Source organism: Psychrobacter sp. P11F6, assembly GCF_001435295.1.
Classification (GTDB): Bacteria; Pseudomonadota; Gammaproteobacteria; order Pseudomonadales; family Moraxellaceae; genus Psychrobacter.
Window position 1 is genome coordinate 2,264,794 of sequence record NZ_CM003594.1, and the last position, 26,383, is coordinate 2,291,176.

Below are 26,383 nucleotides of genomic sequence, written 5' to 3' on the forward strand. Positions count from 1 at the left end.
AATACTCTAAAACCTGGTCATATGTACATAATAACAGCGTTATCGAGTGATTCTTTTGCCCATTTTTTTTAGTTTGAGCACTTTTTAGTTTGAGCACTTTTCATTCAAGTGCTCTTAATGCCGATGCTTGTTGCTCAATAAATTTTAGCTCAAACGTCTTTATTTTTTCGGCAAATCATTATTTTTCATATTGATTTGTCGTTTTTTATTATAGCCGGTTATCCAGATAATAATCGGCTTAACGAATACTATTATATGTGGATGCGCGACCTATTATGCCTTCTCGTTCTCAATATGCAATGATGTCTTCTAAAGACAGAAACACCGTACTGTTTATCTGCTTTAGCAGCGCAGTCGCGTTTTTTGATTTTTTGATTTATTTATATCTAGCAGATATCATGGCGACCGCTTTTTTCCCTGCTAATATCGACCCAGCTATTACAAAGGTGCAAGGGCTTGGTCTATTTGCAATTGGCTATTTGGCACGCCCACTTGGCGGTATCATCTTTGGTCGTTATGGTGATATCAAAGGCCGAAAACCCATACTATTGATTAGTATATTAGTGACGGCGGTCAGCTTGTTGGCGATGGCATGCTTACCGACCTATGGGCAATGGGGGTTGATTGCACCAACCTTATTTATAGTCTTGAGGCTGATACAAGGCATGGCATTTGGTCTTTATGTGCCACTCGCTTGGGTTTTTGTGGCAGAGCATGTACCGCGCCAATATTCGTCAGTATCTTGTAGCTATGTCACCGCCAGTTTTTATGTAGGCGTGCTGTTTTCTAATGCCTTTTTTCTTTGGTTAACCAATTCTATGACGACTGAGCAATTGGCTAATTACGGCTGGCGCTTGCCATTTTTCATCGCGGCTATTCTGAGTTTATTGCCATTACTGGCGTGGCGATGGATAGATGAGTCACCCTTTTTTCTGGAAATGAAAAACTCAAAACCAAGCGATTATGTTGCCAAACCCTTTAATTTACTCTTTAAGCATTGCAAACATTCGCTATTTATCGGCATGGTTCTCACGCTTATTGTTTCTAGCATCACGACCGTTGTTGTGCTGTTGCTACCCGATTTGATTGAATTACGTTTTACCTTAGACAGCGATTTATTTGGATTCTCACACAGTCTGGGTATTGTGTTCATGGTTTTTGGTTGTATTTTTTATGGGATAATATCCAACCATCAAAACTTCGGTAAGATTCTGACAGTTGGCTCTATTCTTTTAATCGCTCAGATGTTTGCCTTTTTCTACCATCTGCAAGCCAGCGGTGACTACATCCTCATTATGTATGCGCTTTTAGGCTTTTGTGCTGGCATCGTTGGGATGATACCTGCCATCCTTGTACAGTTATTTCCGACCAATGTAAGACTAACAGGAATGGCTTTTTGTTATAATATCGCCTACGGTATTGTTGGAGTGCTTGTGCCTTTTGGACTGGGTTATGCCACTTTGTATGTGAGTTTCTCACCAGCGCTCTACATTGCATTTATCGGTTTTATCGGCATAATAATGGGTATTTATTTTTATAATTTGCCTGAATTCAAAAAAATCGACCACATTATTTAGTTAATAGCTGCCTATTATCTGCTTAACGATTGAAATTAAAAATTAAGGTGCAATCGTATGTCTCATACATTGCACCTTGTTCATTTATTTAAGACACCAATATTAAAATATTAAGGCTCAAAACCATGGTTGATATGACCAACAAACGTCTTTCCGTTGCACCCATGATCGACTGGACAACGACGGATTATCGTTATTTTGCTCGGCTTTTTAATCCGCATGTTTATTTGTACACCGAGATGATCAGTACGGGCGCGCTGATACATGGCAATCGAGCACGGCATCTGCGCTTTGATACGCTTGAGCATCCGCTTGTACTACAGCTGGGCGGCGCAGATATTAGCGAGATGACGCAATGTGCTGAATTTGCGCAGCAGCATGGTTATAGTGAGGTCAATATCAATGTTGGTTGTCCCTCTGATCGCGTACAGCATAATAAGATTGGTGCTTGCCTCATGGCAGAGCCGCACACGGTTGCCGATTTGGTTAAGCACATGCAAGCGGCGGTCGATATCCCAGTAACCGTCAAGCATCGTATTGGTATTGATGATTTTGACAGTTATGAGTTTATGGTAGATTTTGTAGAAAAAGTGGCAGCAGCGGGTTGTACACGCTTTATTGTCCATGCACGTACTGCATGGCTACAAGGGCTTAGCCCCAAGCAAAATCGCGAGATACCACCGCTACGTTATGAGGATGTCTATCGTCTCAAACAAGATTTTCCACAGCTTGATATCGAGATTAATGGCGGCATCGATACCGTTAAAGACATCGAAGCACATTTGCAACATGTGGATGGCGTGATGATTGGTCGCGCGTTTTATCACAACCCTTACCTATTAGCAGAAACCAATAGCTTATGGAACGAACCAGCACCTAAGCGCTCAGATATTCTAGCGCAGCTGTATCCGTATATGGAGGCGCAGATTGCTAAAGGTGAAGCACTGCCAACGATGACAAGACATTATTTAGGGCTGTTTCAAGGACTGACGGGTGCGCGCAAATGGCGACAGGCGTTAAGTGGCAAACCTCAGCTAACAATCGATGATATTAAACGGGCAGCGGATGAGGTGTTACTACTAAATCCTGATGCTTAAGAAAATTCATCATTATGATGACAGCTATAAAAGTGTAATAATAACGCCGAAATACCATTATTTATTTAGGCGGTTTGCGCAATATATTGCCACATCGCCGCCCCATTATTCACGATATGCAATAATATCGGCAGCAACAGCGAGCCTGACTTGATACGCGCGTAGCAAAATATCAATGCCAGTACCACGATGGTACTGATTTCATAAATACCATACTGCACATGGATCACCGCAAATATCAAGCTGGTGACGACACTTGCTACGATCGCCCCTCGATGCTTTGAATAAGTTGACGAGGTAAATTGCTCTGCGATCGCTGACCATAATAGACCACGAAATATCAGCTCTTCATAGATTGGCGCAACAATGACCATTGCAAATATCAACAGCCATACTGAGCTGACAGACTGATATAAAGGGTCAACGAAGAGCAGTGGCGATTTATCAAGTAAATAAGTCAATGCCTGACTGCCAATCATAAATATCAATAGCAGCCCAAGCAATCCCATACCCACCGCAAATGAGAACGGCTTTAGCGCTAAATACTGCCCACTATCGCCGCCTCTTACACGGATCACTAAAAGGCTAATAGCAATCAATAGCACGCAGCCTATGATAATAGAGAGGCTGACCACGGTGCCATCGTTACTACCAAAAAAGAAGATATCAGCCATGGTTGAATTTTTAGAAGCCGGTAATACTAGCTTGCCAGCGATATATACGCCTAGCAGCTGACTGATAAAAAATGCCATCAGTATACCAATAGTCAGTAGCAATACACCCAATCGTGAAAATAGCGGCGTGCGCTTAGGCAGTGTATTAAGATTGTGCGAACCAGTAGCATTTTTTAGCATAAAGTCATTACTCAAACGGATATTTTGTCAGATCGCATCTAGCATAAGCAATAATGAGCAGAAATAGTCATCAGCGATTATGTTGGTAGTTGCTGCTCAATCAATGATAATACTTGCTGAGAGACCGACTCTGGATACTCAAGTGGGAACATATGACCACCGACATGGGTCTCATAAGGAATATCCAAACGCGACTTTATTTGTTGCGGAAATCGGCGTTTTAAAAAGATACTGTCTTGACCGATAATCAAAGTAACAGGCGGCTTTGGTCCATGATTTGGTGCCAGCCAATACCAAGATGGATTGGTGCGAAAGACAGCGACCTCACTGGCTTTCGGAATCGCCAATGTCACTTTGCCATCCGCACGTTCGTGTAGCCCATGCTCGATATAGCCTTGAAAACTACGTTCATCGAAGTTTTTGAAAAAGCCTTTATGCCGCATCTTATCGTACGCATCTGCGCGGCTCTCCCAGACATCACGGCGATGCTTAGACACGCCAGCTGGTGACAATTTATCCATCAGGCGGTTATTCATCATCGGCAATCTATCCGCCGTCTTTGCCAAATGCCATAGCAAGCTCACTTTGCCATAAATCCAAGGCGGATCCATGAGTACCGCTTGGGCAAAGTGCTGCGGCGCACGATACAATGCCTGCAAGGTACACATCGCACCAAGCGAATGACCCACTGCCACTACTTGCGACACGCCATGCTTCTCACAGGTATTTTTGACACTATCAATAATCTGCTGTGTAAGGCTGCGCCAATGATCATCGACTGGATAATCAGGCGTTGCACCCAGCATGGCAATATATTCAATAGTAAAAAATTCTGCTAACTTCTCAAAAAATGGTTGATAAACCGCACTTGGCATCCCATTAGCATGAGCAAAATGCAGGACAGGTTTGTTGGTTATTGTAGAGACAGGTAAAGCAGTAAAAGTTGGCAAATTAATTTCATCACTCATGACAAGCTCTCTTCGATTTAAGTCGCTATTTAGGGTATTTTTTATAATCATTGAATCTCATATACAATTAAGGCTGAGCATAATCATACGCTCAGCCTCAACAATCATACACAGTAAATCTCAAACATAAAACGCTTAACGCATCTGCGCATTACCTTCTTCTTGCGGTAAAACATCAAGGCTGACACTAGAGCCAATGCCCGCCCCCAATTTAACAGCAAAGCGGTCCATGAATAATTGGAACGGATCTGTTGGGCTATAATTGATGACATTATCCAGCTCTAACTGCTTTTCTAAGCTAGCGATGCTGCCTTTCTTATCGGCTAAGCCAAGCTCAATCGACTGCTCGCCTGTCCAGAATAATCCTGAGAACAGTTTATTTTGTTCAGGATTTTTGAGACGATCACCGCGCCCTTCTTTCACTGCATTAATGAAATGCTTGTGGGTGTTGTCCAATACTTTTTCGACATGTTTTTCTTCATAGTCCGTTAACGGACGTGACAAACTTAAGATGTCTTTGTATTCACCAGCAGTAATCGTACGATCTTCTACGCCAACTTTATCCATCAAACCTTTGATGTTATAGCTTGGCATAATCACGCCGATAGAGCCAACCAAACTTGATGGGTTCACATAAATCTCATCCGCCGCAGAAGCAATATAATATGCGCCAGAAGCACCCATATCACCAATCACTGCATAGAGTTTTTTGTCTGGATATTCTTTACGCAAATCCATCATAGTCTGCCAAATCTCATCAGACTGTACTGGTGAGCCACCAGGTGAATTGATATCCAATGCTACCGCCTTTGAATTGCTATTTTCAAAAGCACGGGTCAATGCCTCATTGACATCATAAGCGTTGGCCACATCGCCACTACTAATGACACCTTGTAGCTCAACCACAGCTAAATGCGGCTTGCTCGTGTCAACACCATCTAAACCCGTTGGCGCGCTGCTGCTGCAACTACGACCAAGCGTCAGAAATATCAGTAAAATATAACCAAAGGTCAATAGTTTAAAAAAGATACTCCAGCGACGGGCGCGGCGTTGCTCGACCACACTAGCCAATAAAGTGTTTTCAAGCAATCGCCATTCTTGTCCACTCGGCTGGCTTGGCGGCGACATCGGTACTGGCTGATTTGCCGAATTGTCAGGACGTTTGTTAGGGTCTGGTGGCCAGTTGGGCATATAACTTCCTAAGTCAGAAACAGTCTAAAGCAATAAAAAGAGAAGATAGAAATACAGTCAGTAATAAGGAGCTGCTTCTCACTCCAAATACGGTCACAGTCATCTATATTCATAGGCTGCTAAGTATGGTGGTATTTCAATCATGGTTCAATAGTATAACTGGGAAATATCACTATATTGTAACATTGATTAGATAAGCGATATTTTTATGGCGTCGTATTGGTAGTATCTACTGCTGCATTGAGAGACAACGTTGCTTCTGGCATTTTGTCATCATAAGTGATCATTTCATTGATGGTTTGACGATTTATCACCTCAGCAGTTATCTGTGATGTGCTATGTCCTAGCCATATCACATTACGAAAAGGGCGTGGTTGCTCAGGTATTTCAACTGGACATAACAATATCCACATTTGCCAAATACGCTGATGGGTATCTGCATTTAATATCAGACGTGCCTGAGGCATATTGGCTTGATGAGTCGGTGGCTGGCTAATTGATGTGAGTGTTTGCACAGTAGCAGGTGTTGATTTGAGTGGATCAGCCGCATTATATTTTAACACCCTTATGGACAAGCTGGCATCTATAGCCACCGTACAATCCCAAACACTCGGACTGTCTATTTTGCTCCACCCTGTCAATGCTTGTATGGACAAATCACCATTGCCCAACTGCCACGTTTTGCCTTGTTCACAGCGTTGCACACTAATATTCGTCATGTCCTTGGATTGGCTAGTGACTTTATAGGCTTGCTGAAATGCAGACCAACGATCAGAGCGTCCTGCTTGCCAATACTGACTAATAGGTAAACGCTGATTAAGCTGAAAAACCGTCAAAGGCAACAGCGCAGAAGCATTAGTAGAAGCATTAGCATTAGAAGCTAAATACTTCTTATCAGTAGCAAGCGTATCCGTCAATCCAGCACTACTACTCTGCACAACCATACCCTCTAATGTATCAACTGACAAGCTACCCAGCTGCTGCGCCAATGTCATCGACAGCTTATTCGCCGTTAGATTACTGGGCATCGTTCGTGCGACATTGGGTCTGTGGTCAGATAAAAATAGCCAGCTGATGTTGTTCTTATGCGTATCTGTTGTGGATGACTGCTTATTATTGGTAACAGGATACTGTAACAAAGCAGCGCTTATATAGGGGTCACCCGTTGGTAAGATATACAAGGTCGGTATCGTCGTTAGTGATTGCTGATTGGCATATACTGTCATCATTAATAAGGTTAGCGGCGGCAGTGCCAGCCAACGACTGATAAATCCTCGTGGTAGTAGCCATGGCAACATACTTAATAGTACCATCAGCAATATGGCGACATTCACGGGGGTATAAAGCCACGCTTCTGACAATACTGGTAATGAGGTTAACCACGTTATCAGTTCATGCAATTTCGCGACAATGGCGCTAACAAGCAGCCAAATACTATCAGCAATAGCAGGTGATAAAAGATAGCAAAGCCCTGCCAACAGATTAAGTGGCACAATCACCCAACCAAATAAACCGATAGCAAATAGATTGATGACAAGACCCCACAGCGACGCCTTGCCAAATAATAGCAATGTAATAGGTAATAAAGTAATAAATAGCCAAAATTGTAATTTGAATACACGTTTGCCTATTATCCAAATATGCTTGAACGCAGTCTCTACTACACTGGCATTATGAGCAGATGCCGTTTCTGATACGACAGCTGATTGCGTATATGATGCATCATCATATTTAAGGAGTAATGCCACTGCGATAAAAGATAGCCAGTACCCTGCCTGCCATAATACATAGGGATCAAGCCATGCCATCAACACTGCCAAGGCAAACAACACCCGCATCGTACTAACCGGCAATAATGTTAAACGTACCAAACCTATCGCGAATAACATCCATGCGGTACGAGCAGCAGGTACATCAAAACCAGTAAATAACGCATAAATAAAAGCAGCAGCGATCATCACCCACCAGCGCACTTGCCAACGCGGTACATAACGATAAATCCTTGGCCATAACCGATCAAAAAGCAACACCGCCGCACCCGCCAGCATAATCGCTAAAAACAATACATGAGTGCCAGAGATAGCCAGCAAATGTGAAATACCAGCCAGCTGATATAGATCTTTGGTATCGCGATTGATTAAACTGCGATCACCTGTGAGCAAACTTAAAGTGACCGCTTTTGCCTGTTGCGCTGCTGTGGTCTGTGTTGACCAATCTTGATAAAAATACTGGCGTAATTGCCAACGTCCTTGGTTGATATAAGTCTGAAAACGCTGCAGATATGAAGAAGAGGAAAATGCTGGCTTTGATACCTCAGTATTGGTGACATTTGATGTGCCAACGGTCAATATATTAGCGACTCCATCAATATGACGACCTCGCAGCCAGCGATAACTGTCAAAACCAGATGGATTGCTCAACGCTTGCTCAGAGGTCGCCAGTGGTGCAAGGGCTAAACTCATAAACAGCTGATCGCCAGGTTGTAAGTAATTTAAGCGGTCAAACGGATTGTTGTCCAAATTTTTCTTGGATGATTGTTTTGATGGATTTTTTGGATAACCATTGAGCAATACACGGTACGTGCCATCCTTACCGTTATTGTTATTGTTATTGTTATTGTTATTTTTATTGTTATTTAAGTTATTTTCATACAATCTATTATTGCTTAGGCTATTATTTTCATCTATTAGAAAGTTACTGGTCATGGCATCTAAATCTTCAACCGCCAACGCCGACACCAAGGGTGATATATCACTAATGACAGCAACTTGTCGATAGCCACTGTCCGTGGCGACGTCATAAACGCTGTCACTTATTCCTTCGATGGTGACTAATGCTTGTACACGCATTGGCTCAGTGATTTCTGTTAGTTCTGCTTGCTGATGGCTAATCAGGGCTTGCAGCCCACTGCCAATGATTAATCCAATTGCCAATACAGCAACTAAAACATGAGTCAAGATACGAAAGAAGAGTTTAGATTTATGTGAAATATTATATGAAGGATTACGTGAAGAGAGACCCGCAGTATGTTGCGATAAATGGCTGGGTTTTGCAGAAGGTACATTAAACTGGGCAATAACAATCAGTATAATAGCAAAAATAATGAGCGACAAAGATAAGGTGGGAGTATTCAATATATCCATTAACGATGAACTAGTGGGTATCGCCATACTATCTGCGACTGCCAAAACGCCCATCATGGCGATAATAATCAAGCTACCAATCAACCAGTACACCAGCGCTCCTTGCTTGATGAGGTGAATATTAGTTTTTGCCTAAATAAAGCCATTTATTATGATAAATAGCCACTTAATACGACGAAAATGTACCGGAATGCTAAAACACAGATTGATACTAAAACCAGAAACAACAACTGATACGTCATGCAATAGCATTTATATAACTATTACCCTATACTGACTGACATATTGCGATGATGATAATCTAACATCATTATCCTCTATATTCTCAGCTGTACACTTTATGAATAATATTACTTTATAGCAGACCATCAATGAGATTGAGCGGACTTTAGCTAACGATTACAAAAGGCGATCCTGTGCCCCAAAAACGTCTGAAAGACCTACTTCCTACGCCAGAGAAAATCTTAGAAAGTCGCACCTTAAAACTGTTCGCACCGCATTTGGCTGATCCACGATTATGGCACTTTAATCGACATAGCTTAAATAAAGCGGTCTATATCGGGGTGCTTAGTGCATTTTTCCCATTGCCAGGGCAAATGCTACTGGCTCTAGTTGGCTCATTGATTTTTCGTGCCAATGTTCCCATGGCACTCGGCTTGACTTGGATTACCAATCCACTCACGAGCTTGCCCATCTTTTATGCAGGCTATTATATCGGTGCCAAAATCCTTGACGTACCGATGATTAGTTTGCGGCTTATCGGCAGGATGATTGCTGATTTTAGCTTATGGGCACTATCAGATGGTGCAAATCCATTTATTACCTATCGCGGCACGGTATCGATTGCTGCTTTTTGCATAGGGTTGACGATATTAGCGATTGTGACCAGCATCGTTTGTGGACTGGCATTTAAGGCTGTTTGGCGATATAAAACCGTCGTGAGCTGGCAAAAACGTCAGCAAGAACCTTCTGATAAATCACCTAAAACCTAATATATGCTGCTGTTCTCAAGTCATGGTAACCATAACGTAGCGAACCACCCTTTACTTTCAACCATTCGCTAACGCCAGCAATCTAGGTTACCATCTGTCCTCGATTATTCTATGCTATGTCTCGATATCACCTTAAGCTGGCTATGACTTAAAAACAAAAGCCATTTTCTCTGTTGATACCAGTCACTCTGCTTCTTTATTCTTTTCTATGGCAGCAAGGATGTTGTCCGTAAGGCTAGTGTTCATCTCGAAAACTTCAACCACTTTTTCATCTTTAAGCAATGTATAACGTTTGCCCGTTGCACTGTCTTGAGCTTTTAGATCATAATCAACGCCAGCCAAAGTAATGGCATCAAAAACGGGTGTTAATAGATCTATTTGTTCCTGTTTATCAATTGTCTCGAATAACGTCACATCCATATAGGGTTTTAACGGTTCATTGCCTTCTTCGGCACTGCCAAAAGCAGCGATTGGGTCGTCATCTCTATCCATCATAATAATCCTTCTTTAATAAATTGGCGGCATTTTTCAGCCCCATTTTGCGTTTATTTTTATTAAAAACTTAGTGTCTGTTGAACATAATCTTGTCTTTCTAGGGTATATCCTCATTTAATAATGATGATAAAAGCAAGACAAATTACCGTTAAACAAGAGAAATAACACAGATCATAGTAAATATTAATCAGCAGTTCAGTTCAACGACGTTTGATAAAGTTTAGCCCATGTAGATATCAATTGACTTAAATCAGGACACACCCTACTAGTTAGCAACCATAACCATTTACGCTATTAAACTTAAAGCGTTAAAAAACAGTTAATACTGCTCCCAATGACCATTACGTAGCAATAACTGACGATCCGCCAGCGCCGCGAGATTGCGATCATGTGTCACCATTAATAGTGCGGTTTGCATGGTATTTTGCAGCTCTGATAATAGTCCAAACACGCTTTGCGCATTGTCATAGTCCAAATTACCAGTTGGCTCGTCTGCCAAAATAAGCGACGGCTTCGTAACCAAAGCACGGGCAATAGCCACACGCTGACGCTCGCCGCCCGATAGCTCACCAGGTCTATGCGCCAGACGGTGCTCAAGTCCGACACTTTCTAGTATCGCAATTGCTTGCTCTCTTGCTGAAGTCGTTGAGACCTCTGGTCGCATCAGTAACGGCATTGCAACGTTTTCAATGGCAGTAAATTCGGCTAATAAATGATGAAACTGATAAATAAATCCCAAATGCTTGTTACGCATGGCACCGCGCTCAGTTTCATTCATGCTATTTAACAATTGACCATGTAGCCAGACCTCACCGCTGGTTGGCGTATCAAGACCACCAAGCAAGTGTAGCAAAGTGCTCTTGCCTGAACCACTGGTGCCAACGATGGCGATGCGCTCGCCAGCATGGACGGTCAAATCCAAGCCAGTCAATACTTGCGTACTAACCGCCCCTTCATCATATATCTTGTTGATATTTTTCGCCTCTAAAATGGCAGACATGGCTTTTCCTTTATTCTATTTATACTGGTATTGATGCTTTATTCAGTGCTACAAACAATATATCAGCCTAAACTTGCATTAAAATTAATTTTACCTAACAAGCATTGGTAATAACTTAAACTGTATATAAAAACTTAAGCGACATATAAAATCATTTATTCATAACGCAACGTCTGTGCTGGCTGAATCTTAGCCGCTCGGCGTGCTGGATAAATGGTTGCCAAAAAGCTCAGTACGAAAGACGCACCTGTAATCAATACCACATCTAGTACACGCAACTCTGATGGCAAATAATTAACAAAATACGCATCAAACAAGTTCAAATTAAAGACTTGGTTAATAAAGCCTAAAATATCACTCACTGTAAGCGCAAATATCACGCCCAGTATCGTACCAGCAATCGTACCAATCACACCGATGACCACACCTTGCACCATAAACACTTGGGTAATCAAACGAGGAGACGCACCAAAAGTTTTTAGAATCGCAATATCCGCTTTTTTATCAGTTACGAGCATTACTAGACTGGAGACAATATTAAAAGCAGCCACTAGGATAATTAAAAATAGCAGCAATCCGACCATGGCTTTTTCCATTTGAATCGCGCCAAATAGGTTGCCATGCGTTTGTGTCCAATCATTAGGATACAGTTTCTGAGGGGCAATAGCGGCGGCTTTTTCTGCTGCCATCGGAGCGGTAAAGATGTCATTGAGCTTCATACGCACACCCTGCGCGCCATCTGGCAGACGCAACAGTTTTGCCGCATCACCCATCGGGATAAATGCCATGAGGCTATCGACTTCTGGACTGATGGTAAAAATACCTGTCAAGGTAAAGCGCTTGAATCGTGGTATCACGCCAGCTGGTGAAGGCGATGCCTCTGGCAGCACTAGCGTCACTTTATCACCCAGTTGCAGCCCTAGAGACTGTACCATCTCTTCACCCAGTACAATATTGAACTCACCACTTTGTAAAGTATCAATACTGCCTTGAACCATATGTTCATTGATAATAGAGACATCTTTTTCGTATTCAGGATCGACACCAGTGACCATAATCCCTGCAACCTGACCGTTTGACGTCAACATCCCTTGCAGTTGAATAAAGGGCGCTACAGCTGCCACTTCAGGATCTTCTTTAATTTTATCAGCCAATTGCTTCCAATCACTGATAATCTCGGTGGAAACGACCGTTGCTTGCGGGACCATACCCAAAATACGGGTTTTTAACTCCCGATCAAAACCATTCATGACTGATAGCACCGTGATCAATACGGCAACCCCAAGAGTCAAACCAATCATCGAGATCAGCGAGATAAAAGAGATAAAACCATTACTACGCTCTGCTCGGGTGTATCGTAAGCCGATAAACAACGCTAAAGGACGAAACATATTCAAACTCTTTATCTTATCTACGTGCGACTTTATATATACTATAAAACGAGCAACAGCAAATGCATCTCACACCTGCACTTGCCATAGTCACATATAAATCGAACACAAAAACAGGGTTTCAGACGAGCCAAAGACAGCCGTCAAAAGGGAGCTAGTTTGACACAATTTGGCTGATATGTGCCAGTCATTAGCAAAAACTGGGCGTATTTTTTAATAAAAAACTGGCTTTTGTTACTATTTTTTATGAGGGGCTTGCTATTACTTGCGTCAATACCTATATATTGTATGCTAAGGACAATTGTCATTAACCATTCATTGTGGTTTGTTGACCCTTTACTGATGACAACGTTGCCAACTATCATAAATCTATCGTGTTAAATAAAGCCTTATGATAGCCAGCAATAGCCGTTTCAGGTCCAAACCTCACGCTGACTAATTTTGAGTATCTTCATGACCATTAATTATCAATATAAAAACGTCCAATCTCCCACCAAAATCACCATGACTGATGAGCAATCTGCAGGTCACGCCGATCATTGGAGTATTCTGACCGATGACATGAGTCATGACGTGCCAGAATGGCTACAAAAAATGATCGAAAAGGCGGCCATGCCTAAAGGTCTCAATAGTAATGTCAGCGCTCAAGACAGCTGCCTATTGCTGTCTGAAAACCAGCCTTGTCATATCAATCAAGTATTAGCCATGAAAAATGGTAAGCCTGAATGCTTTATCAATGCTTATCCTTGTGTCGATAGCCCGTATGGACTCAATTGTAAGATTGAGCGCATCATTGCCAATGACAATTCACACGATGCTGTATTACGCTTGCGTACCGCTGATGGCAGTATTATTTACGCCTTTGACCAGCTCTACACCACCAATCGCCATTTATATCAGCGAGACACGTCTTACTTTGTGAACTTTAGTGCTTGGGCACATGAGATTAAGCTAAGTGAGCAAAACGAAGTCATTATGGTTGAAGATCAAGAAGCGATCCGCTACCACCGTGCATTTAACGACATCGTTGCCGCCAATGATGGAAAAATACCCGATGACCTGCAAGAGCAAATCAAAGAATGGAAACCAGAGACCAAAGCGCAAATGGCGCCAGTTGAGATCAACTTGGGTCACATGTGCGCCTATCTATTTGGTGATACTTTGGGACAAGAAGATGAAGCATGGTGCCAAGGTCAGGTGCTCGGCAAGCAAGAAACCGTATTTAATGATAAATCCATTATTCTGTTTGATGTCGTGATACTACGCGAACAAGATGCCGATCCTTTCGTGATTCGTATCGGCGCGCTCAACACGCCAGAGACGGCTTCTATTAAAGTGCATGACTACGTACAAGCGAACGTCTGGCTACAAGCTGCCATCTATAAAGAAAACCAGCAAAGTGCAGCGCAGCAATCAAAAGCCAGTTAACTACTTTACGAGTCATCCGCTACTTTTAATAATGACCATTAAATGTATCATCAAATAAAAAGCCCCTAATAAGCATTAGGGGCTTTTTGTCTTTTTACAATCGTCGGGATAAAACCCTGAAAATATGAAATTAAGCCATGGTCGTCATTGATTTGATACGAGTATATAGCTCTTTTTGTTCAGCACTTGGGCGTGCCGTTTGTACTGCCATCAGTTGTGACATATCGCCTTCAACGCGAATTTTACCACCCATAAAGGCACCCATAATTTCATTGGTATCGAAATCAGTGATGATTGATTGCAAGATACTGCGGTCAAGCAACAAGGTAGTTGTCGCTGCATCGTTCAAGCCGCGATGCAATAAACCGTTTGCAAAGTTTGCTTCGATGTCTTGCTCAGTATCAGAGACTTTTAGGTTGACGATCATATTCGCCAGTGCTGGCGGCAAATTTAGCTCGCCTGCCTCATTACCCATTTGCTCAACTTGCTCAAACCACTCATCTGTCAAAAAAACTGCCATATTATTGTCCTTAATTGATGTTATTTCAGGCTACCGTTGTTTGGCTCACTCGCCTGACTGGATATCAAGTGATAAAATAGTTGCTCATAATAGCAGTACAAAAACTGCTATCATCACTTATATTTAGCCTCATTATAAGGGTCGACTTGATGATAAGTAAAACTTATTTAGAGTGCTTATGCGGCCATTGTTACAAAAATGCTGCTGGTCATGATATCTAAGCGTAGTAATTACTGTCCCTCTATCACCAAAATGTATTTCTAGAATCGTGATAAAATTGGGTATAAAATATACAAATTGCAAAGCTATAATAAGTTGCTTGCTAAGATTTTTACCAAAGAGTTTGTATTTTGCCGCATAGTTCTGATGATATTTGATTAGGATTGCGTTACAATACCCTTAAACAGAGTCGGGAGTTTTAACTAAACATTACGCAAACATGTTTTTTTGTCAGCCGCCGCTAGCATACGTCTATGGTCAGTAAGTTTTTATGGCCCTATGGATATTGGTATCTATCTTCATTAGTACAGAATTTTTGGTAATAATTAAGATAAATACTTCACCTCTTTAGATGTTTGATGCTCAAAAACGGCGCATCTTCTTATCCACTTTAATGATTTATTAACAATCCTACTATCGACCAGCTGTGAGTGTCGTGCGTTTAAAACGCCTTTATGCCTCAATACCAGCTGATATAAAGCGAAAGCTTAGATTGATAGTTAATAATATTGTGGTGATAAGCGAGAAAAAAAACAGCATGTGCCGCGATTCTATTTTTATCTGACTATTACTTTTATGATGCAGATAGCGCGGAGAGTTAGTTAATTCTGTTGATAATTCGGGCTGTAAAGGAATCATCCAATGAGTTTACAAAACACAGCAGTCGCCCCAGTTGACCGTGAGTACGAAATTACTATCGTAAGATTCTTTACGATAATGGCCGTGGTATGGGGCATCGTCGGCATGAGTATTGGTGTGTTCATTGCTTCACAGTTAGCATGGCCATCACTTAACTTTGACATTCCATGGCTGACATTTAGTCGTTTAAGACCGCTACATACCAATGCGGTCATTTTTGCGTTCGGTGGCTCTGCCCTGTTCGCAACGTCTTACTATATTGTTCAGCGTACCTGTAAGACAAGGTTATTTGCTCCTTATTTAGCTTGGTTTACCTTTTGGGGTTGGCAAGCCGTTATCGTATCAGCGGTTATTACCCTACCTTTAGGTTTAACATCGACCAAGGAATACGCTGAGCTTGAGTGGCCAATCGATATTTTGATTGCCTTGGTATGGATCTCTTATGCCATTGTCTTTTTCGGTACGCTCATCAAACGTAAAACCTCACATATTTATGTGGCTAACTGGTTCTTTGCAGCCTTTATTATTACGATTGCATTACTGCATATCGTAAACAGCATGGCGATTCCTGTTAGCGCATTTAAGTCTTACTCGTTATTTGGCGGTGCGACCGATGCGATGGTGCAGTGGTGGTACGGACATAACGCGGTAGGTTTTTATCTAACGGCAGCTTTCTTAGGAATGATGTATTACTTCGTTCCAGTCCAGATTGGTCGTCCTATTTATTCTTACCGTTTGTCTATCGTTCACTTTTGGGCATTGATTGCGTCATATATGTGGGCTGGTGGTCACCATTTGCATTATTCAGCGCTTCCAGATTGGACACAGTCTCTAGCAATGGTATTCTCAATCATCCTGTTTGCGCCATCTTGGGGTGGTATGATTAACGGTGTACTAACACTATCAGGTAGTTGGGATAAGCTGCGTACCGATCCGATCATTCGCTTTATGATTGTGGCATTGTCGTTTTATGCGATGTCGACGTTCGAAGGTCCAATGATGTCGATTAAGACAGTGAATGCGTTATCGCATAATACGGATTGGACAGTCGGTCACGTACACTCAGGTGCACTTGGTTGGGTAGGTATGATTACCATTGGTTCGCTATATGTACTGTTACCACGTATCTATAACAAACCTAAGATGTATTCTATCAGCTTAATCACCACGCATTTTTGGTTGGCGACAGCGGGTACTATTTTCTATATCGTATCTATGTGGATTTCAGGTATTGGCCAAGGCATGATGTGGCTGGCTACTAATCCAGACGGTACATTGGTATATAGCTTCGTTGATACAGTTGAGTTCTCACATTTCCCATATATTGGTCGTGCTTTTGGTGGCCTATTGTATGTATCGGGTATGTTTGTGATGGCATATAACGTTTATAAAACACTTAAAATGCCAGAAGGTAAGCCTGTCGATATCGCAGATCCTACTGATCATGAACCTAGTGTTGATAAACCTTCAGCAGCTAACGTATAAGGAGCGATCATGTCTGGTACACCGCATGAAATTATTGAAAAAAATACAGGCTTGTTGGTTATCGGTATCGTTATTGCTATTAGCTTTGCAACGCTAGTTGAAATCGTACCATTGATATATGACAACAAGGGTCCTGAAGAAGGTGGGGTGAATGCTCCCCTGCCCTCTATGGAGCCATGGACTGCACTAGAATTTGAGGGTCGTGACATCTATATTCGTGAAGGTTGTCACGTTTGTCATACTCAGATGATTCGTCCACTACGTGCTGAAGTTGAACGTTATGGACCTTACTCACGTGCTGCTGAATCTACGTGGGATCACCCTTTTCTTTGGGGTTCAAAACGTACTGGACCTGATCTAGCACGTGTTGGCGGTCGTTATTCTGAAGACTGGCAAAAGCAGCATTTAATTGCGCCACGTTCACTAGTACCTGAATCAGTAATGCCTGGCTTCCCGTGGCTTGCTACCAACGAAGTGAATGGTGAAAACGTTCAAACTAAAATGCGTCTATTCCGTGATCGCTTTGGTGTACCTTACACTGAAGAAGATATCGAAGGAGCACCAGATGCTGTACTTGGTGCCACTGAACTTGATGCTTTGGTTGCTTATCTACAGCAACTGGGCACCGCGATGGAAGGACAGCGCTAATGGGTATTGGTGAATTACAAACAATTGCGACCGTTTCTGCCTTTGTTGCCTTCGTAGGTGTTGCATGGTGGGCGTATTCGCCAAAAAACAAAAAACGCTTCGAAGAAGATGCACAACTTGCGCTTGATGACGAGGATATAAAATCTCTGTCTGAAGAGCAGCGCAATAAGGATAAACGATGACATTTTTTTGGAGTTCTTGGATTACCATACTAAGTATCATGTGTTGGGCTGCTATCCTCGGTGTCTTACTAATGGTATTGAAGTACAAGCCAGAACTAGAAGATGACGGTACAACAGGCCACGCTTATGATGGTATCAAAGAGTACGACAAGCCATTACCTAAATGGTGGCTCGTAATATTTTTTGGCTCTATCGCTTGGGGTGTTGCCTATTGGGTATTTTTCCCAGGTATTTTCCCATCAAAATGGGAAGGTATTGCCACTGTAGAAGTCGATGGCGAAACGGTACCGTGGACCTCTAAGAACGAGCTATATAGCGAGCTTGAGAGTAATAACAAAGTATTTACGGATAACTTTGAGAAAAACATCTTAGCAAAAGCGGATGCTAGTGGTGCGACAGAGACCTTAGCGGCACTTGCTGAGTTACAAGCAACGATGCGTCGCAGTGAAACACCACCAGCAGATCTGCAAGCTCAAATTGATGAGAAAACTGCAGAACTATCCCCTTATGTAGAAAAGCTTTCAGAAAACCCGAATGCTTTAAAGGTTGGTAGTCGTTTGTTCTTACAGAACTGTGCGGTCTGTCATGGCTCTAACGCCAAAGGTGCGGTAGGCTATCCAAATCTAACTGACAATGACTGGTTATATGGCGGAGAAGCGTCAAACATTTTGACCACGCTACATAAAGGTCGAGTTGGTGGTATGGCTGCATGGCGTGATCAAATCGGTGAAGATGGGGTACGTGCGGTATCTGAATACGTGCTGTCAATATCTGGCAACCAACCTGGTTACGAGCTTGATAAAGCTCAAGTCGCTCAAGGTGAGGCCATCTTCAATGAGCCGACTAACTGTGTACTTTGTCATGGTGCAGATGCCAAAGGTATGACTTCTACTGGCGCGCCAAACTTGACAGATAACATTTGGTTATATGGCGGTGATCGTGAGACCATCCGCGAAACCTTACGTTATGGTCGTGCTGGTGTGATGCCTGAGTGGGAAACCAAACTGGGTAATGAGCGTATTATGCTGATTGCAGCTTATGTTTACTCATTATCAGATAAAACCCCTCAACCTGCTGCTAAAGCACCAACCGCTACTCAAGTAGCAACCACTGTAGAAACGACGGCTAACTAATATTTAAAGATGGTTGTCATAGCATCAGTGGATAAGATTTGATAAAGGGAGAACTGTTATTGCAGTTCTCCTTTTTTTATAAATTCTTCGATGAGAGTTTATTAACTGCTACCGCATTGTCAAAATTTGAGTGGTAAATAAAATGTAGCTAAATACTACATAGAGCACGACCAATATATCGATCATTATGCTGATATATTGATTGGTTTTTAAGATTATTACCCCATTTATAGTAGGGAGAATGCTAAAATGATAATACCTAAAAACCACTTATTAGTGGCGAATTTAGAAGATAGTCATCCATTCTCATTAAGCTATTTGCAATCGATCATTTGGTAGATGGGTTAAAATATTTTTCTGTTCAATATTTTATCCGCTACTTACTGACATTGATAACATCACACACTCATACATCTGATGATTAAAGATGTTTGTTCATCATGCCAGCAAACTGATTCTTTTTTAAAAGAGGCACGTTTATGTCAGCACCACAACCCAATAAAATCCCTGTACAGCAAATTGACCTTGATGCGACCAAGCATCGAGTTCACCCTAGGTTTGTCACCGGTTTTTATCAAAACATTCGTGTCGTCACGATGTATGCGCTTTTAGCCGCTTTTCTGCTGTTGCCATGGTTACGTTATAATGGTAGGCAAGCAATATGGCTTGATGTTCCCTCGCAGCATTACTATATTTTTGGCATGACTTTTTTGACCCAAGATTTTTACTTCATTGCCGCCTTTGCGATTATTGCCGCATTCACTTTATTCATGGTGACTGTGTATGCGGGGCGTGTTTGGTGTGGCTATGCCTGCCCTCAGACGATTTGGACACATCTTTATCAATATGTTGAAAAATGGGTGATTGGCGATCGCAACAAGCGTATCAAATTTGATAAAGAACCGATGAGCGCAAAAAAAGCCTTTAAACGTTCTTTGGTATATTTTATTTGGTTGGTATTTTCAGTGATTACCGCGGCAACCTTTGTCAGTTATGTCGCTGGAACAGATTATTTATATCAAAGCTGGCAAACCGTTGGTTTTATTCCTATTCCTGATTGGCCAACATGGGTATGGGTGTCGATGTTTATTTTCACCTTTGCTACCTACGTCAATGCAGGTTATATGCGTGAGCAGATGTGTATCCAAATCTGCCCATACGGTCGTTTTCAAAGCGTCATGTTTGATAAAGATACCTTGGTCGTATCCTATGATTATGAACGCGGTGAGCCTCGCGGGGCACGAAAAAAAGGCACGCATCCTGAACATTTAGGCGACTGTATTGAATGCACCATGTGCGTGCAGGTATGTCCGACTGGCATTGATATTCGAGATGGTTTGCAAGTCGCTTGCATACAGTGCGCGGCTTGTGTTGACGCTTGTAATGAAATTATGGATAAAGTCGGGTATCCACGTGGACTCATTCGTTATACGACAGAACGACAGTTGTCAGAAAAAGAAAATACCCGCGTCATCAGTCCACGTCTATTTGCTTATTTAGCCGTTATTACTATTTTATGTGGTGGCGTTATTTATGCATTGACGGACCGTGTACCGTTAGAGATTGATATTCGCCGTGACCGTAATCAGTTGTCTTCAGTGAATAATCAAGGCATGATTGAAAACAGCTATATCGTCAAGCTGACTAATAAAACACAAGAGCCGCATACCTATACAATAACCCTTGCTCCACAAGAAGGTTTGAGCTTGGAGCTGCGGTTCAATGATGTACCATTAGAAGCAGGTGAAAGCTTTGATATGCCTGTGAGTATTTATGGCGATCCTAAGGTTATCGATTTTGAACAAACATCAGTGACCCTAAATGTGACCAGTGAAGATGGTCAGTATAAAGTCAGTAAACAAAACGTATTTACTACTCAAGGGCAGTAGGTTTTTATAAGCAATTAATAGCTTAGCGAGGGCAGGTCCTCATTTTAAAAGTGGTAATAGAAATGCAATAAATGGCAGCCAAACTGGGAAAATAGTATAGATAATATCGGCATATTAACCAGCTGTTTGGCAAAATTTAACCATTTTTAATCCATTTAGGTGCTTTCATTCAGACTGAGGATGCGCCCTAGTATATAATTCTATATTTCACCTGTGAGTCAGTGGCTAGCAGGTGGACGATTTATCATTAAACTGGCAGCTGTTTCGCTGTCAGCTTATCCATTGATACAGTTTATAGATATCTGATAAACAGATATCTGATTAATAGGTATTTTATGTCTACTCCAGCATCAAATTTTAAGCATCAAGATACTCAGCCATGGTATAAGAATTACATGGTGGTTATTTTTGTTATTGGCATGCCAGCATTTGTCGTAGTGGCCTGTATCTTTTTTGTTTATTACTCTTATCAAATTCGGGATAGCGTGGTACGTGACGACTGGTATATGGATGGTAAGACGCTTTATCATGATGTATCACGTGACAAACTGACTTATGACTTAGATTTGCACGGCGAAATGCAGTTTGCAGATAATGGTGATGTTGTATTCTATCTAAATTATCCTGAACAGAGTCTGCAATCAGGTAAACTGCTGAATGGTAGTCCTCTGGCTTATCCTGAAAAACTAGAGCTGTCTATCTCGCATGCAACCGATATCAAAAAAGATCACGATGTCGTACTTCAACATGTCGAAGGCAATAAATACAGTGCGCAGGTAGATATAGATCCTTTAAAAGCAAAATATTATCTACAAGTAAGTAGTGATGGTAAAGATGACTGGCGCATGCAAGATGTGGCGAAATTACCACGTTCAAAAGTTAGCTTTGACCCATTACCTGTTTTTGCAGAAAGTTGATTTTATAAAAACTACTTTTATAACCATGATTAATAATCAATTTATTAACACATAAAAAAAACCAGCCATTTATCAATAATGAGCTGGTTTTTTACACTAACGGTTTATGCTATTTTTTATAAATGTCACTTAATATTATCGAATAAGCGAATCGTTAAATAACAGGATTTATTGTTGGAATTTTCTGATTCGTATGCTTATTTTCTGCTGAATTATCAGACTCTGTCGAAAGCAGCTTACGATCAAACTTCGGATTGAACGCTTGGGTTTTTGGCGATACAGGTAAGCCAATTTCAGTCAAGCTCTCGGTCTGCCCAGCTTGAATGTTATCCCCTTCAAACAAACGCTCATTGTCATCACGATCAAGACTCAAGGTTTCAAAGTCAAATAACTCACGATCCGCCAATTGCGAGGGCGCAACATTTTGCATGGCCTTAAAAATAGAGGCCAAACGCTGCGGATGAGCATCATCCCATTCCCGCAACATATCGTTGATAATGGCCCTTTGTAAGTTGGTTTGGCTGCCACATAAGTTGCATGGAATAATTGGAAATTCTTTTAAGCGAGCATATTCGATGATGTCTTTTTCTTCGACATAAGCCAGTGGACGAATAAGTAGGTTTTGCTTGTCATCACTGAGCAATTTCGGTGGCATCGATTTAAGAGTGCCGCCATGAAATAAATTCAAAAAGAAAGTCGCCAACATATCATCGCGATGATGACCCAGCGCAATTTTGGTTGCGCCAATCTGCTTAGCAAAACCGTATAACGAGCCGCGGCGCAGACGTGAACACGCCGAGCAATAAGTTTTGCCTTCTGGCACCACGCTCTTAACGATACTATAAGTGTCTTTTTCTAAGATATAATGCGCGATACCCTGCTCGTTCAAATACGCCGGCAAAATATCTTCAGGGTAACCGGGCTGCTTTTGATCGAGATTGACCGCGACGATATCAAAGTTAATCGGGGCGATACGCTTGAGTAATAGTAAAATATCCAGCAAGGTATAGCTGTCTTTGCCACCTGAAACACAGACCATCACCACATCGCCGTCTTCGATCATATTAAAATCACGAATCGCCCAAGAGACTTGTCTACGTAGCTTCTTTTGCAGCTTACGGAACTCTGCTGATTCAGTAGACGTTGACGGTGCAGCGGCGATACTGTCTTCATTTGTATGATCGGCAGCAACATCCTCATATTCCATACTATCGCCATCAGTGTCCCAAGCATGATTATCCAAACCTGTATCAGCTGACATATCATCGGTTTCAGGCGTAATTTGTGGCGTAAACAAGGTTGCTGCGGTCATAAGTTACTCAATATCTTTACAAGGGAATTTTGCTAAAAAATGGAAGCATAAAGCCTTTAGCAAGGAGGTAATAGCACAGTGGCTCTAAAAGCAGCGATTATAACAAAATTTGCTAACAGATTGAAAAGATGAGATTAGGGCGTGTTGAACATTGGGAATAAAATAGTAGCAAAAAAATAGCAAACGGTTAGTCTTTAAGTTCTCACACAAAAAAGACATCGTTTGCTATGCCTCGTACAATGCTCAAAGATCAACACTGGACAAGACTAAGACCTATATTACTAGAACTTAATATCTATGACAAAGGGAATCTTAGACAAACCTTTGAAGGCGTATTATATCGGATGCGTGTTGGCTGTCCTTGGCGTGATCTGCCACCTTACTTTGGTAAGCCTAATACCGTCTACAAGGCTTATCAGCGCTGGTTTCGTAGCAATAAACTGATTGCACTGTTCGCTTTATTAACTAAAGACTCAGACTGTGAATGGGTGTTTATCGATGGCACACACATTAAAGCACATCAGCACAGTAATGGTAGCAATGAGGTGGAACAAGCCATTAGTAAAAGTGTGGCAGGACGCGCAACCAAGATTCATTTAGCAGTTGATGCTCATGGCAACCCTATTACTTTTATCCTATCAGATGGCACGACTCACGATGTAAAGGTGGCTCCAGACTTAATTGATGAGATTAATTTAAGTAGTACAGACATACTATGTGCCGATAAGGGCTATGATTCTGATCCACTGCGAGCGCATATTGAACGAGCAGGTTGCTTCAATAATATTCCTCGAAAACAGAATACTAAGTCCACCAATAACCATATGGACTGGCACTTGTACAAGGCTCGACACTTAGTAGAAAATGCTTTTGCTAAGTTAAAAAACTACAGGGCGGTTGCAACTAGATTTGATAAGCTCAAGCAAAGTTATGAGAATACGGTGGCTCTCGCTTGTGCTTATCTTTGGTTGAAACTTTGAATGTTCAACACGCCCTAAACTATCAGATTAAATATTCAGTATTTTTTATGGCTTAGCTTAAGGTATGGTGAACATTCGACCATAGCACTGCTGATAGCTCCACACTTTTATAAAAAAATTTCTTATTTGAGCTGATTAAGGTTTCATATCGTATTTATAATGGCTTCGTGGTTCTGTAATGAGCGTATTTTTGCTAAAATAGGCGTTTTTCGCAAACCAATTTCGCAAACCAATAATAGATACCACTATGACTAATGTTACTTCGCAAAGCGCCTCTAATAATCAAGCCTTCGATACTGACTTAAATGCTCTGCATAAAAGCCAAAATGCCGTTGTGCTGCTGTCAGGCGGGCTTGATTCGGTGACTTGTTTGTATTGGGCCAAGGCACGTTATGCGTCGGTGACTGCGGTCAGTTTTAACTATGGTCAACGCCACAATAGTGAGCTGGTCGCGGCAAAAGCCATCGCTGAGACTGCCGAGGTCAATCACAGGATTATTGATATTGATATCGCTCAGCTTGGTGGCTCTTCGCTGACAGATCACAGTATGATTGTTCCTGATGGCGATACGGATAAGTTCCCTAATAAAAAGCGTGATGAGATCGATAACGACGCTATTCCCAACACCTATGTGCCTGCGCGTAATACGATATTTTTGTCTTATGCGCTAGCCGTTGCTGAAGTGACCGATGCCAATCATATCGTCATTGGCGTTAGCTCAGTCGATTACTCAGGCTATCCCGACTGTCGTCCAGAGTATATTGCCGCCTTCGAGCATATGGCCAATCTTGCCACCAAAGCGGGCGTTACCGGTCATCACTTATCCATTCAAACGCCATTACAGCAACTGTCAAAAGCAAAAACCATTGAGCTTGGATTGTCATTGGGCGTCGATTATGGGCAAACCATATCTTGCTACCAAGCCGATGCACAAGGTCTTGCTTGCGGTGTATGTGATAGCTGTGCCTTACGCCGTCAAGGATTTGCTCAGGCTGGCATCACTGACCCAACCCATTATCAATCTTAATGAATGATGGGATTGCACTTGCATGAAAGCGTGATAGCAATCAACATTAGCGAAACATTCGCTTGCATTAACACAGCACGCCGCCGTTGTATTTTAACTCACATACTTGTTATGGTATGAGCGATTGCATTTATCACAAGATATAAGTAACCACATTAGTCAACGGACTATGAGTACTTTTGCTTTACTTTGAGTACAAAATTTAGAAAATTGATGTTACCCGTAAGAGGATATTTATGAAGTTGTTGCCATTATTACCCCTAGCTTTAGCTGCCATTTTTGTGATGCCACAAGCAAACGCTGCCGATATTAAGCAAAATAACATCAATACCTGCGTTAATGGTGCGGTCAAATATAAAGTCGCTGACAAAGGCGATGCGACCAAACTATGCAATTGCACTATTGGTGTGCGTAGCAACATGACCATCGGTCAGATGTGGGAAATTGAGAGCTATGCCCAAGACAAAAAAGATCCGTCTGGACTGCCTTACGTCAAAAAAATGCAAAAAGATTTGCAGCAATGTACTGTTGGCTTAGATTTAAAACAGCCACAAAAACCAGCATAATACACATCTCGTTTGATATACAAAAGACTGGCTATTGCCAGTCTTTTTTGTTGTCAATACAGGCGCAAAGTGTAAAACTGATTATGAATCGCTGCTAATCTGCTTATAATAAGAACACAGTATAGATTACCAATCGACATAAGCACGAATATAAGTACTGACATAAACAAAAACGAATAAGGATTTTATAATGGCAAAACCAACCACAGAAAACCTAACCTTACCTGACTTTCCAGTGACGATAGTACGAAAGCTTGCCGGCAACTTTATCCATGATGAAATCAATCTCAAAGAGATGATTGCCAATACTGATAAAGGGCTTATTCTGTACTTTTATCCAAAAGACAGTACGCCAGGCTGCACCACTCAAGCAACCGAATTTACTGCTCATCTCCATGAGTTTGATGATTTAGGCTATGACATTATCGGCGTCTCACGTGATAGTGTTGAATCTCATGAGAAATTCATCACCAAATATGATTTAAACATTGCCCTTATCAGCGATACTGATGAAAAACTATGCCAATACTTTGACGTGATTAAGGAAAAAAACATGTATGGCAAAATAACGTTAGGGCTGGTCCGCTCAGCGTTCGTTTTTAACAAAGATGGCGAGCTGACCCATGCTCAGCGAAATTTACGTGCCAAAGGCTACACTGAACGTTTGCTTGAAACCTTAGCACCTTAACCAATAAAACTAAGAGTCATAAAAAAGAATTTTAAAATAGAC

23 protein-coding genes are annotated in these 26,383 nt (G+C 41.7%); 14 read left to right on the plus strand and 9 right to left on the minus strand.

Features of this window, described 5'->3' with window-relative positions:
• Positions 1-275: 275 nt before the first annotated feature.
• Both AK822_RS09320 and dusA read left to right on the plus strand, forming a co-directional pair.
• Positions 276-1,577, plus strand: a complete 1,302-nt coding sequence (locus AK822_RS09320; RefSeq protein ID WP_045451556.1) for an MFS transporter — start codon at positions 276-278, stop codon at positions 1,575-1,577.
• A 125-nt stretch (positions 1,578-1,702) separates the two neighbouring features.
• Positions 1,703-2,674 (plus strand): tRNA dihydrouridine(20/20a) synthase DusA, encoded by a 972-nt coding sequence (dusA, locus tag AK822_RS09325; RefSeq protein ID WP_060491441.1) that lies wholly within the window; start codon positions 1,703-1,705, stop codon positions 2,672-2,674.
• 65 nt (positions 2,675-2,739) lie between these two features.
• Here dusA and AK822_RS09330 read toward each other — a convergent pair whose 3' ends face one another.
• The 4 genes from AK822_RS09330 to AK822_RS09345 all read right to left on the minus strand — a co-directional run bounded on the left by AK822_RS09330 (position 2,740) and on the right by AK822_RS09345 (position 8,923).
• On the minus strand, positions 2,740-3,528 hold the full coding sequence (locus AK822_RS09330; protein ID WP_060491442.1) for a CPBP family intramembrane glutamic endopeptidase: 789 nt from the start codon (positions 3,526-3,528) through the stop codon (positions 2,740-2,742).
• Positions 3,529-3,605: 77 nt separating this feature from the next.
• On the minus strand, positions 3,606-4,496 hold the full coding sequence (locus AK822_RS09335; protein ID WP_060492255.1) for an alpha/beta hydrolase: 891 nt from the start codon (positions 4,494-4,496) through the stop codon (positions 3,606-3,608).
• Between the two features lie 135 nt (positions 4,497-4,631).
• Positions 4,632-5,687: a signal peptide peptidase SppA gene (gene sppA / locus AK822_RS09340; RefSeq protein WP_045451362.1), complete on the minus strand. Its 1,056-nt coding sequence runs from the start codon at positions 5,685-5,687 to the stop codon at positions 4,632-4,634.
• 206 nt (positions 5,688-5,893) lie between these two features.
• Positions 5,894-8,923 carry a ComEC/Rec2 family competence protein gene (locus AK822_RS09345; protein WP_060491443.1) on the minus strand — a complete coding sequence of 1,010 codons (3,030 nt, stop codon included), beginning with the start codon at positions 8,921-8,923 and terminating at the stop codon, positions 5,894-5,896.
• 323 nt (positions 8,924-9,246) lie between these two features.
• On the opposite strand from AK822_RS09345, the gene AK822_RS09350 reads away from it, so the two are divergent.
• A complete protein-coding gene (locus AK822_RS09350; RefSeq protein ID WP_227694148.1) occupies positions 9,247-9,822 on the plus strand; it encodes a DUF2062 domain-containing protein in 576 nt (191 codons plus the stop codon).
• A gap of 183 nt (positions 9,823-10,005) precedes the next feature.
• Here the strand turns inward: AK822_RS09350 and AK822_RS09355 are convergent, their stop codons facing one another.
• From AK822_RS09355 to AK822_RS09365, 3 genes are all read right to left on the minus strand, one after another.
• Entirely contained in the window at positions 10,006-10,317 is a 312-nt protein-coding gene (locus AK822_RS09355) for a hypothetical protein (protein WP_228139006.1), read from the minus strand.
• 319 nt (positions 10,318-10,636) lie between these two features.
• The gene (gene lolD, locus AK822_RS09360) at positions 10,637-11,317 is read right to left on the minus strand and encodes a lipoprotein-releasing ABC transporter ATP-binding protein LolD (RefSeq protein WP_045451357.1); all 681 of its coding nucleotides are present in this window, start codon (positions 11,315-11,317) and stop codon (positions 10,637-10,639) included.
• A 155-nt stretch (positions 11,318-11,472) separates the two neighbouring features.
• Entirely contained in the window at positions 11,473-12,708 is a 1,236-nt protein-coding gene (locus AK822_RS09365) for a lipoprotein-releasing ABC transporter permease subunit (protein ID WP_060491446.1), read from the minus strand.
• Positions 12,709-13,161: 453 nt separating this feature from the next.
• On the opposite strand from AK822_RS09365, the gene AK822_RS09375 reads away from it, so the two are divergent.
• The gene (locus tag AK822_RS09375) at positions 13,162-14,136 is read left to right on the plus strand and encodes a hypothetical protein (RefSeq protein ID WP_055123883.1); all 975 of its coding nucleotides are present in this window, start codon (positions 13,162-13,164) and stop codon (positions 14,134-14,136) included.
• Between the two features lie 130 nt (positions 14,137-14,266).
• Here AK822_RS09375 and AK822_RS09380 read toward each other — a convergent pair whose 3' ends face one another.
• Entirely contained in the window at positions 14,267-14,656 is a 390-nt protein-coding gene (locus tag AK822_RS09380; protein ID WP_055123882.1) for a hypothetical protein, read from the minus strand.
• An 861-nt stretch (positions 14,657-15,517) separates the two neighbouring features.
• Between AK822_RS09380 and ccoN the strand changes: the two genes are divergently transcribed.
• The 6 genes from ccoN to AK822_RS09410 all read left to right on the plus strand — a co-directional run bounded on the left by ccoN (position 15,518) and on the right by AK822_RS09410 (position 21,768).
• A complete protein-coding gene (gene ccoN, locus AK822_RS09385; protein WP_045445398.1) occupies positions 15,518-16,999 on the plus strand; it encodes a cytochrome-c oxidase, cbb3-type subunit I in 1,482 nt (493 codons plus the stop codon).
• Between the two features lie 9 nt (positions 17,000-17,008).
• On the plus strand, positions 17,009-17,647 hold the full coding sequence (ccoO, locus tag AK822_RS09390; protein WP_045445396.1) for a cytochrome-c oxidase, cbb3-type subunit II: 639 nt from the start codon (positions 17,009-17,011) through the stop codon (positions 17,645-17,647).
• A complete protein-coding gene (locus AK822_RS09395; RefSeq protein WP_010199605.1) occupies positions 17,647-17,829 on the plus strand; it encodes a CcoQ/FixQ family Cbb3-type cytochrome c oxidase assembly chaperone in 183 nt (60 codons plus the stop codon). The genes ccoO and AK822_RS09395 overlap by 1 nt, the downstream gene beginning before the upstream one ends.
• Complete coding sequence (gene ccoP, locus AK822_RS09400; protein ID WP_060491447.1) at positions 17,826-18,962, plus strand: cytochrome-c oxidase, cbb3-type subunit III; 1,137 nt, start codon at positions 17,826-17,828, stop codon at positions 18,960-18,962. The genes AK822_RS09395 and ccoP overlap by 4 nt, the downstream gene beginning before the upstream one ends.
• A gap of 479 nt (positions 18,963-19,441) precedes the next feature.
• Entirely contained in the window at positions 19,442-20,851 is a 1,410-nt protein-coding gene (ccoG, locus tag AK822_RS09405) for a cytochrome c oxidase accessory protein CcoG (protein ID WP_060491448.1), read from the plus strand.
• A 335-nt stretch (positions 20,852-21,186) separates the two neighbouring features.
• A complete protein-coding gene (locus AK822_RS09410) occupies positions 21,187-21,768 on the plus strand; it encodes a FixH family protein (protein ID WP_060491449.1) in 582 nt (193 codons plus the stop codon).
• Positions 21,769-21,922: 154 nt separating this feature from the next.
• On the opposite strand, the gene ttcA is transcribed toward AK822_RS09410, so the two are convergent.
• A complete protein-coding gene (gene ttcA / locus AK822_RS09415) occupies positions 21,923-23,080 on the minus strand; it encodes a tRNA 2-thiocytidine(32) synthetase TtcA (protein ID WP_060491450.1) in 1,158 nt (385 codons plus the stop codon).
• A gap of 227 nt (positions 23,081-23,307) precedes the next feature.
• Here ttcA and AK822_RS09420 point away from each other — a divergent pair, with 227 nt between their 5' ends.
• From AK822_RS09420 to AK822_RS09435, 4 genes are all read left to right on the plus strand, one after another.
• A complete protein-coding gene (locus tag AK822_RS09420) occupies positions 23,308-24,060 on the plus strand; it encodes an IS5 family transposase (RefSeq protein WP_060490363.1) in 753 nt (250 codons plus the stop codon).
• A 310-nt stretch (positions 24,061-24,370) separates the two neighbouring features.
• Complete coding sequence (gene queC / locus AK822_RS09425; protein WP_167541684.1) at positions 24,371-25,087, plus strand: 7-cyano-7-deazaguanine synthase QueC; 717 nt, start codon at positions 24,371-24,373, stop codon at positions 25,085-25,087.
• Positions 25,088-25,323: 236 nt separating this feature from the next.
• Positions 25,324-25,653 (plus strand): hypothetical protein, encoded by a 330-nt coding sequence (locus tag AK822_RS09430; RefSeq protein ID WP_045445384.1) that lies wholly within the window; start codon positions 25,324-25,326, stop codon positions 25,651-25,653.
• 190 nt (positions 25,654-25,843) lie between these two features.
• A complete protein-coding gene (locus tag AK822_RS09435) occupies positions 25,844-26,341 on the plus strand; it encodes a peroxiredoxin (RefSeq protein ID WP_205628044.1) in 498 nt (165 codons plus the stop codon).
• Positions 26,342-26,383 lie beyond the last annotated feature (42 nt).